Origin of the sequence: Endoryza foliicola, assembly GCF_050589245.1 — a bacterium.
GTDB classification, from domain to species: Bacteria; Bacteroidota; Bacteroidia; order Chitinophagales; family Chitinophagaceae; genus Endoryza; species Endoryza foliicola.
This window is the reverse complement of sequence record NZ_JBOBEW010000001.1, coordinates 1-16,383: the sequence shown is the minus strand read 5'-3', so window position 1 is coordinate 16,383 and position 16,383 is coordinate 1. Positions and strand designations below refer to the sequence as shown.

At 39.6% G+C, this 16,383-nt stretch carries 4 protein-coding genes; all 4 read left to right on the top strand.

Annotation, left to right across the window (positions count from 1 at the left end; genetic code table 11):
• Positions 1-6,981, top strand: coding sequence for a hypothetical protein (locus ACQ2HE_RS00020; RefSeq protein ID WP_430901825.1), 6,981 nt, complete (start codon positions 1-3; stop codon positions 6,979-6,981).
• A 41-nt stretch (positions 6,982-7,022) separates the two neighbouring features.
• Positions 7,023-7,808: a hypothetical protein gene (locus tag ACQ2HE_RS00015; protein WP_430901827.1), complete on the top strand. Its 786-nt coding sequence runs from the start codon at positions 7,023-7,025 to the stop codon at positions 7,806-7,808.
• Between the two features lie 37 nt (positions 7,809-7,845).
• Positions 7,846-8,421, top strand: coding sequence for a hypothetical protein (locus ACQ2HE_RS00010; protein ID WP_430901829.1), 576 nt, complete (start codon positions 7,846-7,848; stop codon positions 8,419-8,421).
• Positions 8,422-8,467: 46 nt separating this feature from the next.
• On the top strand, positions 8,468-16,383 hold a 7,916-nt coding region (locus ACQ2HE_RS00005; RefSeq protein WP_472846350.1), incomplete at its 3' end, for a DUF6443 domain-containing protein.

Below are 16,383 nucleotides of genomic sequence, written 5' to 3'. Positions count from 1 at the left end.
ATGGTACAGAATTTAAGTATTCATTCTAAGAAAGTTGCTGCTTTATTGTTTTGGATCTTATACGGGTCATTGATTGGCGAAGCATGGGCAGGGGTTCGATCTGAGCCTGCTACTTTCATTAAAAGTAGTTCCAGTTTTAGAAATAGTAAGGCTGATAGTATTGCGAAGAAAGGACTTGTGATAACACCCGAGAAAGTCGGTGAATATCCTAAGTTCGATGTAGCCCCTGAAGCAGAAAACAAGGTGTATATCGGAGGACCTTCTCAACCCGAGATGAGTTCATTCAAATCTGTTGGTGTAGATAATATGGTAAATACATTTACCGGGGACTTCAGCTATAACATTCCGCTCTTGGATGTTGGTGGATATCCTGTAAATATTTACTATACTGCTGGAATTGATCCAGAGCAGGAAGCGAGTTGGGTCGGGCTTGGCTGGAATATCAACCCTGGAAATATCAATAGAAGCATGCGTGGGGTACCTGATGATTTTGATGGTAGCGATACGTTGGTTCAACAGCAAAATGTAAGAGAGAATAGAACTTTTGGCGCTAAGATAGGTCTCGATTTTGAATTCGCAGGTAATAAGCCTATTGAGAAGTTGATGCCAACTATTTCTCTCGGTTTTACTTTGAACAATAAACTTGGCCCATCAGTTGAAGGGGGAGCGAGTTGGAATTTTAATATTTCACAGAATCTCTTGCGAAATAACTCCACAGGACATTCAACTAAGCAGGATACTTCAGCTACATTAGGGTTGAACCTAGGAATGAATTTTAATACAAGCTCTCGGTCTGGAGCAAGTTTAGGACTGCGTGCATCTTTGAGTTTTTCTTATTCTGAAAATGATGACAATATGAGTCAAGGGATTGGTGTTGCAACCTCATATAGTTCACGAGCTGGCTTAAGAGAGATGTCACTCTTTGAACAACGCTCTTACAGTAAAACAAAGGAAAAGGACAATGCGGAGAAAAAATCCAATGTAGGGTTTAGCAACATGGCATCTTCCTCGATCAGCTTTTTAAAGCCGAGCTATATTCCTGCTTTGAGGCCTGTACTCACCAATAAGTCTTGGGCTGGTAGATTCGAAATAGGTCCTGGTCCAGGAACTGGATTTCGATTAGGTGCTTCAACAGAGCTATTTGGCCAGACTTCAACAATTGAGCCTGAAGATCAAGTGCAAAAAAAAGCAATGGTGGGATATATATATAGCGAAAAGGCTGTTGGAAACCCAAATGTTGTAATGGATTTTAATCGATTAAATGATAAAGAAGTTACGGCTCATACGCCCATTGTTTCAGCACCGCAATATTCTTATGATGTGTTTTCAATTCAAGGTGAAGGTACGGGAGGAAGTTTTAGGGCCTATAGAAACGACTACGGCTACATGCGAGATAAAAGAACAACTTCGAAAGATAAAAGTATTTCTGCTGGTATTGATATTGGGCCGTGGGCACATTTTGGGGGTAGTTTCTCTCAAATTTCTACTCCAACTGTTTGGGGAGATTGGGAAAAGGGCAATGATATCAAGACCTCATTTAACTTTTTAAGCAGTGATTCCACGTTTGAAAGAGTTTACTTTAGAAACCCTGGGGAATCAAGTTTTTTGGATTCAGAGAGAATTTCAAAAATCGGTGGAGTAGATCTAGTTAGGTTTCAAATTGGGGGTAGTGAAACCCAACCTCAGATTGTACCAACATTGAATCAGTATAATAAGTACAATCAACTTATTAAGTCGAATCCAATTGCGGGGTCAAGAATTTCCGAGAAGAGAAATAAGCGGAGTCAAGTGATTAGTTTCTTAACTGCAAAAGAAGCATCGGAGATTGGAATGGATCGGAAGATTCGGAGTTATGATTTGAAGAAGCGGTTAGACTCTTTAACAAAAAATCTTCGGTATACTGAATTTGAGAGAATTGATGGTTATAGAAAAAGCAATCATATTTCTCAGATAAATGTGACTGAGGCTGATGGTAAGCGCTATATATATGGCATCCCTGTTTACAATCTTACTCAAAAGGATTTTACATTTTCTGTCGATAATTCCTATACAACAGTTCCTTCTCGAGTGCTGATCAATCAAACTCAAATGAGCTTGAGTTCACCGCTATTAACAGAAAGTACGAGCGCGAATCGAGACGGATCGGTAACAATAACTCAAACTCCGGCGTATGCGCACAGTTTTTTATTGACAGGACTTGTATCAAGTGATTATGTTGATGTGACCAATAATGGTATTACTGAAGATGATTTGGGAACAGCTGTTAGGTTTAACTATTCAAAACTTTTAGCTGGTGATGGTGTTTCGCCTCTAGTCCACAAATGGAGAACGCCGCTTACTGCGGGTGATAGTGCGAACTTCATGCCTGGGAGCAAGACTGAGGTAAAGGACGATCAGGCATTTGTGTCTTATGGAGAACGAGAGAGTTGGTATCTCCATTCTATTGAGTCAAAAAGCATGATTGCCTTTTTTTATCTTTCGAACAGGGATGATTCAAAAGGACCATTAAATCAATATGGACAAATAGATGCGAGTGATAGCAGCTCTCAAAAATTGGATAGTATTGCACTGTTTAATAAAGCCGATTTGAAGAAAAATGGCTTGACAGGGGCGAGACCCATTAAAACGGTTCATTTTAGATACTCATATAAGCTATGCAACAATACACCGGATCATGCAACAGCGACGGACGGTAAGAAGGGAAAGCTCACACTAGACTCCTTATTTTTTACCTATAATGGTGTTAGAAAGTCTTTTATAAATAAGTATAGTTTCAAATATACCTATAACGATACTTCTGATGTAACATCCAACCCTGATTACAGTCCTAATACTTCAGATCGCTGGGGTGTTTATAAAGCATCAAGTCTTAATCCGGCATCCCTTCCAAATGCGGACTTTCCATACACGCCCCAAGATAAGTCGAAAAAACAGCAACTTGATGCAAATGCGGGTGCATGGTGTTTAAAACGAATTACCATTCCTTCAGGTGGAGAGATTACGGTAAATTATGAAGCTGATGAGTATTCATTTGTGCAAAATAAGCGGGCACAATACATGGTTAACGTTCTTGGTTTTGGTTCTTCCAGTGCCGGATATGATAATAGTTTATATGGCTTTAATGGAGGTCTCGAACGTGATTATGTATTCGTTAAACTTCCAACTGCAGTTTCAAGTGTAACGGATTTGTTTAATCGGTATTTATCAGGAATAGAGCAATTGGCTTTTCGAATTACGGTAACTATGCCTAAAGGCAAGGAGACAATCCCTTGTTACGCCACTTTTAGCAGTGGAAGTTATGGATTGGTTAGTGGAAAGGACAACGTGGCTTGGATAAAGTTGGACAAAGTTGGAGGCTATAATCCGATCTCTCTTCAAATTATGGAGCACTTGATTGAAAACCTACCGGGTCAGGCATATCCGGGTTATGATGTTTCTAATACAAGTGGCATGCAACAAATAGGTGTTATGATGAACGCTGCATTAACGAATCTATTCAATCTGGGAGTAAAGCCATACACGGTTTTGCGTGGAGACGGAAAGGCGAGATTGATAGACACCTCTAGTTCATTTGTACGATTGAATGTGCCGGACATGATCAAATATGGAGGCGGGCATAGAGTAAAGTCTATTACAATAAGCGACCAATGGAATAAATTAACAAGTCAATATACTAGCGTTTATGGACAGAACTATGACTACTCTACAATAGAGAGTACGGATTTCGGTACTGCCAAAATTAGTAGTGGTGTAGCTTCCTATGAACCTAGTATTGGAGGTGATGAGAACCCATGGCAGACTATGTTAAAAGTTGAAAATAGAGTCCCACTTGGCCCGACGAACTTCGATGCAATAGAGATGCCAATATTAGATGCACTGTTTCAGTCTCCTTTAGTTGGTTATAGGAAGGTTTCTGTTACATCTCTTAAAAAAACGATGACCAATAAGAAATCTCGATCTGGTGTAGGTAAACAGGTTTCTGAGTATTACACTGCGAAAGATTTTCCTGTTTTTACTCAGTACAGTAAACTAGATCCGGATGCAAATAAAGAAGCACACGACAATGGCTTGAATTTTTCCTTCCTTCACAAAATAACATTTGATTATAGGGCTATTTCTCAGGGCTTTTTGGTGGTATTAAATGATATGCACGGTAAATTGAAGAGTCAATCCTCTTATGCTGAGAATGATACTGCTACGAGAATTAGCTATACTCAAAATTTCTACACTAATACGGGGAAGAATGGATTAAACGATAAAGTGAATTTTATTCTGTCGGACAGCAGTGGTAAAATGGTACAGGGAAATATGGGTGTTGATGTAGAGCTAATGACCGACGCCAGAGAGTTCAAGATGAACAGTAAAACCGTTGAAGCACAAGCAAATGTTGACTTTATAGGCTGGATTTTTCCATTGATTACAGTATGGCCTACTATTGGCAAGTCAGAGTCTATATATAGGGCCATTACTACAACTAAAGTAGTTAACTATCATTCGATATTGGATAGTATAATTGTTGAAGACAAAGGTAGTGTTGTTTCTACTAAAAATTTGGCTTATGACTTTTACACCGGAGATGTGATTGTTTCCAGAACCAATAATGAGTTCAAAAAGCCAATATACAATACAAGTTATCCTGCATATTGGGCGTATAGTGGAATGGGACTAGCCTACAAGAATATTGATTTAGTCTATAAAGATGTTGACTTTCAGGACGGTAAAATTATTTCAGGATTTGTCAATCTTAGCAATTTTGAAAGCGGTGATGAGATTTACATTATGGGTGTTGGTAGTAATAATGTTTCTGAATGTTTTTTCTATCTTTCTACACCACAATCAACCAAGATGATGTGGGTTGTTGATAAGAATAAGAATAGTTCTTCTTTAACAAATAGTACACGCGACTTGTATTTTATTGATGAACGTGGCCAGTTTATTACACTGAACAAGGTTACATTTAGAGTAGTAAGAAGTGGGAAACGTAATTTACTTGGCGACAGAGCGGCCTCTGTAGTTTCTGCTGTTAACCCAACTGAATTAGGTAAGTTGACAATAAATTCCAATAGCAAAGTGATAAATACTTCAGCTGTTGAGTATAAAGAAAAATGGTTGTCAGAAGCAGATGTATTTCCGAAGGTGAAATTGGTTTTTGATACAAGCCAATGTAAATTAGTGTGGATTGAAGATGAAAACGGAAGCTTGGAAAAGAGCATTAATCCCTATTTAAAAGGAATACTTGGGAATTTTAAACAGTACAGATCTTTGGTGTTTTACAACAATCGTAAGGAAAAAGATACTATTTCTCAAACTAATATCTCATCGTACGGCTATTTGGATAGCATGAAATTGTACTGGGATTTTAATGCCATGAACAACCTCATTCCTGATACAACTAACAAGAGTTGGGTTTGGAATAGTAAGATCGCTCATATAAATTCGAAAAATCTTGAAGTTGAGACGGTAGATCCACTTGGAATTTACACAGGTGCCCAATATGGATACAATAAGACTTTGCCAGTTGCTATCGCAAATAACTCAAGATATTATGAGTTTTTTGTTGAAGGTTTCGAAGATTATCAATACTCGGAATCAATTAACAAAACAACTTTTAATAAAACGGTAAGGCACATTGATTTCTCCCGAGCAACAAATGCATCAATCGTAGATACTGATACCTTAGGCTTTAGAGCACATACCGGGAAATATGCGCTTTCTGTGTCTGGGACATCAATATTAAATATTCCTGTTCAAGTTCCTAAAGAGGAATTTCGTCTAAACACAGTATCAAGACCACTTCCGACTTTGGTAAAGGGGACGCTTGGAGGGGTAATTCAATCAACATCATCAAGTGTAACATGGCAGGTTAGTGGTTCTAATCCGGGTAGTGCTTCTCTTCAATTTACAAACGCAAATACCGTTTATAATACGGGAAGTAATGTAGGTGGTGTAGAGTATACAATAGAGCCTTTCATATCCAGTTCAAACTACACCTCTGGAAGCATGCCTTCAGTAAATTATTCGTACACTGTAACGACCAAACAATATATCGAAGTAAGAAACGAAGGAACTTTTAAGTTTAACTTTCGAACAACAAACCCTTTTATTGCACCGAGTTCTAGCACGCAGTTCCCTCAAATAAACACTGTAACAATAGTAGACACAGTCAATAATATAAGTTATCCAGGGACATTTCTTTATAGTACAGTTTCTGGTACAAGCTATATCAAAACTCGACAGTATTGTCTACCGAAAGGAGTATACGTAATGACGATGCAGTTTTTGGTTGGCGGAAGGAACTATTCGTGTTCGTCAGGAAGCTCATGTAATTTTGGAGCAGGTGGGCTTTATTTGATGCAGGATAAGTTTGCTGTGACTGATGATAGCTATCCTTCTTCAAATTCCATTCAGTTTTTCCGCACGTATTCTACGGTCGTTAATTGTAGTTATACAGAACCGTTTAATGCTTCTGATAGTATGTTTAAGATTGTATACAGCCCAACTGTAGAGAAGAAAATGGTTCTAAGTGCTTGGGTACGTGAAAATTGTGGAAATCTGTCAACAAATATTCCGTGTAAGCAAGCAGTATATACGAATAATCAAATTCAATTAAAGTTTTTGGGGACTTCTAACTCCACGATAAACTTTCTCCCAACAGGGCCTATTATTGACGGCTGGCAACGATATGAAGCAGTATTTACAGTTCCTTTTGGTACTACAAATATTGAATTAAGCTTTATGAATACTGGCTCAGGATCTGTTTACTTTGATGATATACGTGTGCATCCATTCAATTCGAATGTTAAGGGATATGTTTATGATCCGGTCAATCTAAGGCTGACGTCAGAGATTGATGCGAATAACTATGCCAGTTTTTATGAGTACGATCCCGAAGGGACGTTGGTTCGGACTAAAGTAGAAACTAAGGAGGGTATTAAAACGATTAACGAAACTAGAAGTGCTTTGCAAAAAATTATTAAATAGAAATAATTATGAGTTTTTACAGTAGAGTTATATTAATAAGTATGATTACTCTTTTTGCAAAAGGTGTTTTGGCGCAAAAGAAAAATAGAGTTTCATCAAAAGACAAATGGGCTGTTTTGCTTGCGGTTATTCAAAAGTTGAGTAATGAAGAATCAATGCTAGATTTTGAAGTAACTAAAAAGGAAAGTGTTGGAAGGCTTTCAGAAACATCTCCAACAGTTAGGTTTAAGACGATAAAAATGGGAGATGCGACCTATTTAACCAGTGGAGCTGTAGAGCAATTTGTTAATGATTCGCTGATTGTTCTAGTTAACAATGATAATCGGCAAGTAATTGCAACTAAGAAGGAGACCTCTAAAGCAGAAACGAATGCCCCTTTTTTTCTAATGAAATCGGATTCTTTGATAAAGCAATTGAGAAAGGATTGGGAAATAAAAGAGGAAATCACTAGGGAGGATTCAATTGAGTATGTTATTGTTAAGAAAAAGACTAGTAAAGAAGACATGAGTGAGTCTGTTTTTCGAATTGTGTTTGTAGCTAAGACCTTTGATTTTATAAGTTGCGTTCAAGAAGAAACTGAACTTGACTTGGTTGATAAGACAAAAACATCATCTTATAAAGAACAATTTGGAGAAGAAGCAATAGTAGAACAAAGTGAGGTTGTAGCCTTAAAGAAAACAAGTGTTATGAATATTAGATTATATCAAAGAGAAAAAGTATCTAATGACTTAACTCCTTTTAAAATGAATAATGTTATTGGGAAAGTTAATGCTGAGTACAAACTTACTGATCAGTATGCATACTATAAGTTGATATTTATTGATTAAATGCTTTATTATGAAAAATTGTTTGTTAATAATTGTTTTGGTTCTATCGTCATTTATTTCCTTTTCACAAGTTCAGATTTCGGGGCCTGATTGTGTTGAAGTAGCAAGCGTGGGTCAATATCAATTGAGTTTTAGACAGAGTAGAACCGATAGTGTAATGATAAAAGTGACAGGTGGGCATTTTGAATCAGGTGACTCTGTGAAATATCTAAAGTATCCTGGTGCGGTGTTGGTTGTGTGGGATTCATTAGGTATCAATAAGATTGAAGCAAGTTTCGGTGGTAATTCTTCTTCGGTCTATATTAATACCATTACTGGTTTGGTAAGCGGAGAGGTTCTACCAACCGAACGAATTCAGTATTGGAGTTCTAATGTTCTTAGTTACGTATTTCATTGTGCGGACCCAATCGGTGGTGCCTGTCAACCTACATATTCATTTCAATGGCAAAGTTCTACGGATGGTATTACGTTTACAAATATTCCGGGTGCTATTGGTCGTGACCTTACATTTAGTCAGTCTATAACTTCGACGATTATATTTCGGAGAATTACTAAAGAGTCGCAATCAAATACGAGTGCAATGTCTGAAGAATCTCGGTTGGTTAAGCAATAGTAATTATAACTAGTTGAAACATTGATTATAGTTCAAAAAAATTGATATGAAATTTCTTTCTTGTATTTTTCTGTTTTTGACGATTTGTATAGGTAGTCAAGCTCAGTTCACAGCTCAAAAGCAAGGCGACGATCGTGCTTTCAGTGTACGTCCCAGCTCGGAATCTACGGATCGTCTGTTCATTTGGTGGGATTCAAATTATGAGAAAGAAAATAATATTGGTAAATTATCGATAAGCCCTGTTGAATCGGTTGATTTAAGTGAGGATTGGGCAAACACGGATATTGCGGCGTATATCCCTTATCTGCCCGGTGGGTTGGTAGGACAATCGCTTTCTCCTAGTACTCAAAATATCAATTACGGAGGTTACCCTTCAACGATTTCAGGTACTAGTGCAACGGGCGGAACCACTCCCTACACTTATTTATGGCAGTCAGCACCTTCTAGCACAGGTCCATGGACTGATATTAGTGGAACAAATAGTACTTCGTATACTCCAAATGCGTTGACATCTTCAACTTATTATAGAAGAAAGGTTACAGATGCAGCAGGGGCTTTTGCGTATTCGTCAAATACCGGTTTTGTAAATGTATATCCTCAGTTGACTGTTACAATTGATCCTACTACTCAAACAATAACTAGTGGTGGTCAACCTACAACACTGTATTCGGAAGTTTTTGGTGGGAGCGGTACTTATACTTTTCAATGGCAGCGTTTGGATGGGAGTACATGGACAAATGTGGCCACTACGGCAAACTTCACGCCACCTACACTTACTGCAACAACTTCTTATCGAGTTATCGTTACTAGCAATGGAGCATCGGTAACCAGCAGTGCTTCTGTTGTGAATGTGACGTCTGCGCCAACGGCAAGTTTGGCTGTAACTAATACAACTCCAAGTGGAAACGGCTCAATCAATACCTTGACGTGTACTGCAGGAGCTGGAAACGGAACTTATTCTTATGCGTGGTATTATTCAACAGATAATGGAGCCACCTATCAAGCCATTTCCAATACCACGTCAAGTTATACTACAGGTGTAGTTACCGCAACAACAAAGTACTATGTTTCTGTTACATCCAATGGACAAACAACAAGTAGCAATATCGTTACATTGGATATGCCAACAACACCAACAATTTCAGCTGCAACTTCAACTACGCTTTGTAATGGGGCGAGTGTTGTTTTAACTGCATCTGGATATTCAGGTACTATTCAATGGTATAATGGTAGTAATACATTAGTAGGAACTGGCACAAGTTTTTCATCCAGTACTTCGAATTCATACTATGCCGTAGGAGTTTCAACTTATGGACGGTCAGCCAACAGTAATAGTATTACAACTACCGCACTGACAACTCCAACAGGCGGAACCATTCAAGGAAGTACACAGTTAATTTTAGGTTCTACCAATCAACTAACCAATACGTCCTTAGGCGGAAACTGGTCGACCTCAAATAGCAGTATTATTTCGATCAATAGTTTCGGTACAATGACGGGTAAGGCTATTGGTACAGCGAGCCTGAGCTACACCCAAACAAATGCCTGTGGTACAGGAGTGAGTACAATGGCGGTTTCTGTTGTGCCCATCACCCAGCTTAATCAAACTTTAGGCGTTCCTGTTTACGATAATACGAGCTCCGAAGTGATACCTTTGACAGTTAATGCAATCAGTACCAGAGAGTATGTACAAGATGGGTCAAATTCAAGGGCGCACTTTCTTACTAATATTATTGCATTAAGTGTTATTGAGGAAACTAGTTTGTTTATTCCCGGCGATTTTACGGCGAGCGTAACGTTTCAAGTTCAATATGGGCATACCTCAAACGACCTGAGCGCAGCCGAAACATATACTTTGGATATTAGCTATACCAAAAACGGCACTCAAAAATACAAGGCTAAAAACTATATTTCGTTCAAAAACGCCGAGTATGTGAAGGTAACAGTTATTGGTGTAACAGCTCCTACAACTGTTAACGGATTGAGTTTTGATACAAAGCAAGTATTGCGTTTAGAAAACATCATGGATGCGTCTAGGTCATATGAATTGGCTGACAATAAGGTTCCAACGCTTGCAGTATTGGATCCCGCAACTATCAATGAGATTGATTCGGTGAAAGTAAAGTGGACACTAGCACCACAAACAAATGGAAATGCTGTTCAATTGGAATGGACCTGGGTGGATAGTACGATGGAAGCCTTTTACAGTCAATCCGGCAGCTTGAACACAGAATTGTTGTTTAGAAACAATTCTACAAGAATCGATTTGCCTATTAGTCGGTACGATAGTAGCTATTCCATACCGTTGTTTTATGATGGGGGAGGAAAGTTGTATACACGTGTTCGTGCAGTGAATTTTCAGCAATCGGGAACTAGAAGCGATGGACCTTGGTCTACTCCTGTGTTCTATGCATTTAAAGGCCACTCACCTTCATTAAACTGGCAGTCAACTACAAGCTTTGCCGAAGAAGGTAAACGTAAAACGGTGATTCAATACTATGATGGATCTTTACGCAGCAGGCAAACGGTTACCAAGGACAATACTTCTTCAACAGTTGTGGCAGCTGAAACTTTGTATGATGGAGCGGGGAGACCTGCAATACAGATATTGCCAGCACCTACCATGAACAGTGTGCTGAAATATTACATAGGATTGAATAAGTTCAATGGTCAGTCATCTAGTGCCGACGATATGACGCAGTTTTTCGATTTTAGTTCCAATGCTGCGGACTTTGCAGTGAACAAACTTGATACAACGGTTGGTACAGGGAACTACTATAGTACGCTAAATCCTTTGGTTAGTCAGGGTATTAATAAAAATATTCCCCTTGCAAACGGGTATGCTTATACAGTTACAAGGTATACTCCTGATGCTACCGGCCGAATTATGCGTCAAAGTGGTGTGGGTGAGTCCATGGCGATGGGTGGGGATCATGACACACGTTATTACTATGGAACGGTATCGCAAGAGGAATTGGATGGCCTGTTTGGAACTGAAGCCGGCTATGCATCTCACTATTTTAAGAATATGGTTAGGGATGCAAATGGTCAAATGAGCATTAGTTATCTTGACATGAGAGGAAAGACGGTTGCAACCGCTCTTACCGGACCAACTCCAACCGGAATGCAAGATGGAAGGCTTTTGGATAGCACAAAATATCCCAATCAAAATACTCGCTCAATAACGAGAAATCTATTAGACAAGCACACTAACACTGTTAAGGGAAATACAGTTGAAGCAACGAATACTATTCTAGTCGGGAAATCCGGCATGTATAACCTTAGTTATGTTCAGCCTAAAAAAACCTTGGTTCTTCCAAAATGTGGTGGAGGTACGGTCTCGTTTAATTGCTACTACGACTTACAAGTTTCGATCTTTGAAGAATCAAGTGATACGGCATTTAGAGTGAAAACCTATCTAGCTAAGGATTCGATTAACTACAAAGACAGTTTCAATTTGGTTCCTGGTTCCTATACTATTCGAAAAACACTGACCATCAACCAAGATTCTTTAAAAGCATTCATGGCGTATTACAATACAGTGGGGATTGGTATTTGTAAATCGTTCGAGCAACTTACTGATTCGATTGTGGCAGTTGACTCTTTGAAAAGCAATTGTTCGATTGCTGTTTCTCCTGTTTCTGCTCAAGCATGTCAAGACAGTCTGGGAACTTATGCCTCTTTTCTAGCAAAAAAGGCCGCCCAGTTAGGAACTGTAGTTGACAGTTTGAAGCCCGACTTAGTTATCGAATTACGGAGTCAATATGTAGAAGATTCGACTGCGTGTTTGATCTTTAACCCAAATCGTTCTTCTTATTTGGATCAAATTAAGGAGATGATGTTGGCTGATATGGCACCTTATAGTGGTCAGTATGCCAAGAAAACGGTGGACAACGATTTAGATAAACAGTTTAATATTTTCTCAACTTTTTATGCTACCGGTTCCAACCGAAAACCTTACTATAAGTATCCTAAAAACAATGGCGCGGTTGATTTTAAGTATAAAGACTACAAGGGGCTTAATGAGAAGATAGACAGTGCGGCACTTAGCACCATGACTCAAGATCAGTTTGAAGATGCTTTTTATAATTCATGGTCTAATTCCTTGATCGAATACCATCCTGAGTACCAACGTTTAAAATATGCGCAGGATAATTTGAAAGCGACCTTTAATTTTCATGATAGTGTTAACAATTTAAAATCTGCTTTCAACCCATTTCCTTCTGATCCATTTTTTACCAACATCGCATCTTCAACAGATGCAACTACCATGAGCAATTACGTTTCAAGTAATTGGAAGAATGGTTGGAGTATGTGGCAAGTAGCATATGGAAATGCGGTTGGTTGCGCTGTAAAGAAAGACACTGCTTCAAGAGGTCTCTGCTATCGAAATATGCCTAAAACGATGGCCACCGTGGGAACTAGTTTAACGATTGCTTCCGGTGTTACGGTGCTACTTACAAATACGTTGCAGGAAGAAGCTTGGGGTAATTTTAAGAGTTCGTATTTAGAAGAGAGATTAAACCTGATCAACAAAAAGATCAGCGAAACCAAGCCTATTTCGGCTACAGATTCTCTTATTAATTTACAGTACCGAGTATATTTTGTCAATAATAGACAGCAGTCTTTTAATTTAATTGATAAGGCTAATCCTGGTTATTCCATTGGCTCTTGGGCAACCATTACCAGCCCTGCTGGCATTCCGAGTTCAGTTACAACTGCTGCAAATGATTTAACTAATAAATGTGCCAGTTATATTGACATGTGGAGAACAGCACTATTGCAATGCCCCGCTTTAGCATCCTATGATCAAACGAAGAAGGAAGCTGTTTTGAATAGTATTACAGCGAAGTTGTTGGATGTATGTCAACGTGGAACTGATGCTTCCAACCCGAATGGAGCTTCTACTGTAGCACCTTCTAAAACAGCAGGCGCAACCTATTTAAGTTTTGAAAAAGCTGTCGACTTTGTTTTTGATAGCCTTGGACTTGGTTCTTCACGTTTTGTTTGTAACCCTTACAATATCGGATTCCCAAGACCTCACGGCGTCAACAGAAGTGTTGCCCCGGTATTGGTTTCTAGTATCGACTCATGTAATTGCGGACGTTTTGCTGCCTTGAAATTAGAAATGATTGCAGCGAATAGACCCACATCCGACACAGCAAATTTGTATAAAATAAATCGATACCTTGATTCGCTATACAGAGACACCATTTCAGTAGCTTTATATCAAACCCTTCAGCAGTGTGGTTCCTACTATATGAAGATTGGTAGTTCAGGAAATCTTGAGTCTTCCTATTCGATACCGGTAGATACTTTGTTTACACTGCCCATTCCGTTAGTCTGCGGATTTGATAGCTTGAGTCGTAAATGCTATACCTGTACCGAATTTAAAGCACTTGAGGATAGCTTCTATTTACGTGTATCAAAGCGGCCAAATTTTTATTCCGAAAATTTATCAGACTCTCTTATTGCGATCAATGTATTGTTTGAGAAGTATGTGAATTTTAAGACAGGACTAGAGACTACATGGCAAGACATGGCAAATTTGAGGACCAGTAGTAACAATCCTTGCGACGTAGGCAGATTCGATCTACTCGGAACACAAGTGACAGCTAATACCAATGCTCCACCTGTGATTCCAACAAAGATCTGCTTTACATCTACCAAACTTTATGACTCGGCCTATATTCCAAAAGTTTCTAAATGCGCAGTTACTAGGGAGAAAGCAGGCGCTACAGCAGGGTTATTGTTTGATGTAATCAAGCAGCAAACCTTAGATAATTTCTTCGATTCTTATATGTCAACAGCTACGAGTGTATCTGAGACGATGGAATTGAAGGAGTCGATGTTTGACTACCACTTCACCCTTTACTACTACGATCAGGCAGGTAATCTTATAAAAACTGTTCCGCCTAAAGGGGTAAATCCGGATTATTCTACTACTTTCTTGAACAACGTTAAAACAGCCCGTGCGAATGGTACGGTGTTGGTGCCTGCTCACAGTTTGGTGACGCGCTATAATTACAATAGCTTAAACCAAGTAGTGCTTCAAAAAACACCTGATGGTGGTATGAGTGAGTTCTGGTACGATGCCTTGGGAAGACTGGTGGTGAGTCAGAATGCCAAACAAAAGGCTATAGGGGGCACCAATGTGTACAGTTATACGCTCTACGATAGCTTGGGTAGAATTAGTGAGGTAGGACAGCTTTCTGCTTCCACTGTAATGGTCAATGGTACGAGTAAGAGCCCCTCTTCTCTTAATACTTGGGTGGTAAATGCCAGCAGTACGAAGTCTCAAATTACCAAGACTACCTATGATGTAGCTAATCCGAACTTAAGTAAGTATGTGGTGGTTCAAAAGAACCTACGCAACCGAGTGAGCTATACCGAGATCTATGATACGGCTCAACAGTTGACCAATATGACTCCGGCGGCTGCCTCTTATTATACTTATGATATTCATGGTAATGTTGATACCTTGGTGCAAGATTTTGGAAGCACCAGTGCTGTGAAAAATATCATGAACAATAAGAACAATCGCTTCAAAAAGATTGCTTATTTCTATGATTTGGTGAGTGGCAAGGTGAATCAAGTGACGTATCAGCCCGATTATTATGACTCTGTTCTAGCGAAGTGGATTACTCCGGTTGATCAATACCACCACCGCTATAAGTACGATGCGGAGAATAAGCTAATAGAAGTAGTCAGTGGCCGCGACTCGGTGATGCTGGCTATTTTCCCGGAACGAGAGGCCGCTTACAATTACTACAAGCACGGGCCGTTGGCAAGAACGGAATTGGGTAAACTGCGTGTACAAGGCTTGGATTTTGTGTATACACTGCAGGGTTGGATCAAAGCGGTAAACCCTGTAAAATCAGGAACCTTTACCAATGGAACGGATTCTACAGAGGCTTTCCCCGTGGCACAGGATGTGTTTGGATATAGCTTGAACTATTACGAAGGCGACTATAGAGCCATTGGCTATGCACCTGCAGCCGGTTCCATCATCAGCAAATTGGGCGCTAGTGCGGCACCTTTGTACAATGGAAATATTGCGGCCATGTCGGTGAATATTCCGGTACTAGGGGGAGGAGCGAAGGTGTACAATTACAAGTACGATCAACTGAACAGAATTGTATCGATGGACCTATTCGATGGGTTGGCCATTGGAAACACAAACTACGCCCTAACCCAGCAAGAAGCGTATAAGGAGCGGGTGAGTTACGATCCGAATGGTAATATCTTGACCTATTTGAGAAACGGTGCACCGGGTGCCACTACCATGGACAACATGACCTATAGCTATACGGCAGGTACCAATAAGCTGCACAAGGTGGTAGACGCTGCTGCGAACAATGCAGCCTATAGCGATATTAAGACGGGGCAGAATGACAATAACTATCAATATGACGCCATTGGTAATTTGATAGCGGATGGTTCTGAGAACATTACCAATATCAGTTGGAATGTATACGGCAAGATCAGTACGATTACAAAGGGCGGAGCAACGATCTCGTACAAATACGATGCATCGGGCAACCGTATATTGAAAATGACGGCCGCGGATACGACGGCTTATGTAAGGGATGCCAGTGGGAATGTAATGGCGGTATATGTGAGAACGGTGGGTACAGATACGACGTTGAAGCTCATGGAAACCCATTTGTACGGAAGTAGCAGACTGGGCATGGTTACCCGACATAATGACATAGATTCTGTGGTGAAGGTGAATTCAAATGAATTTGGTAACTTTATAAAACGCTATTTTACTAGAGGAGAAAAGCTCTTTGAATTAAGCAATCATTTAGGAAATGTGCTGGTTACGATCACCGATCGCAGACAGCAGGTAAGCGCCGGAGGTTCAACCGTAGACTCGTATCTAGCGGATATCAACAGTGCCAGCGACTATTATCCGTTCGGGATGTTGATGCCAAACCGCTCCTATACCGCTGGAAGCCA

Bases quoted from the DNA above. Each gene is read 5' to 3' on its own strand.
- ACQ2HE_RS00020 (WP_430901825.1), top strand. From the start codon at position 1: ATGGTACAGAATTTAAGTATTCATTCTAAGAAAGTTGCTGCTTTATTG.
- ACQ2HE_RS00015 (WP_430901827.1), top strand. From the start codon at position 7,023: ATGATTACTCTTTTTGCAAAAGGTGTTTTGGCGCAAAAGAAAAATAGA.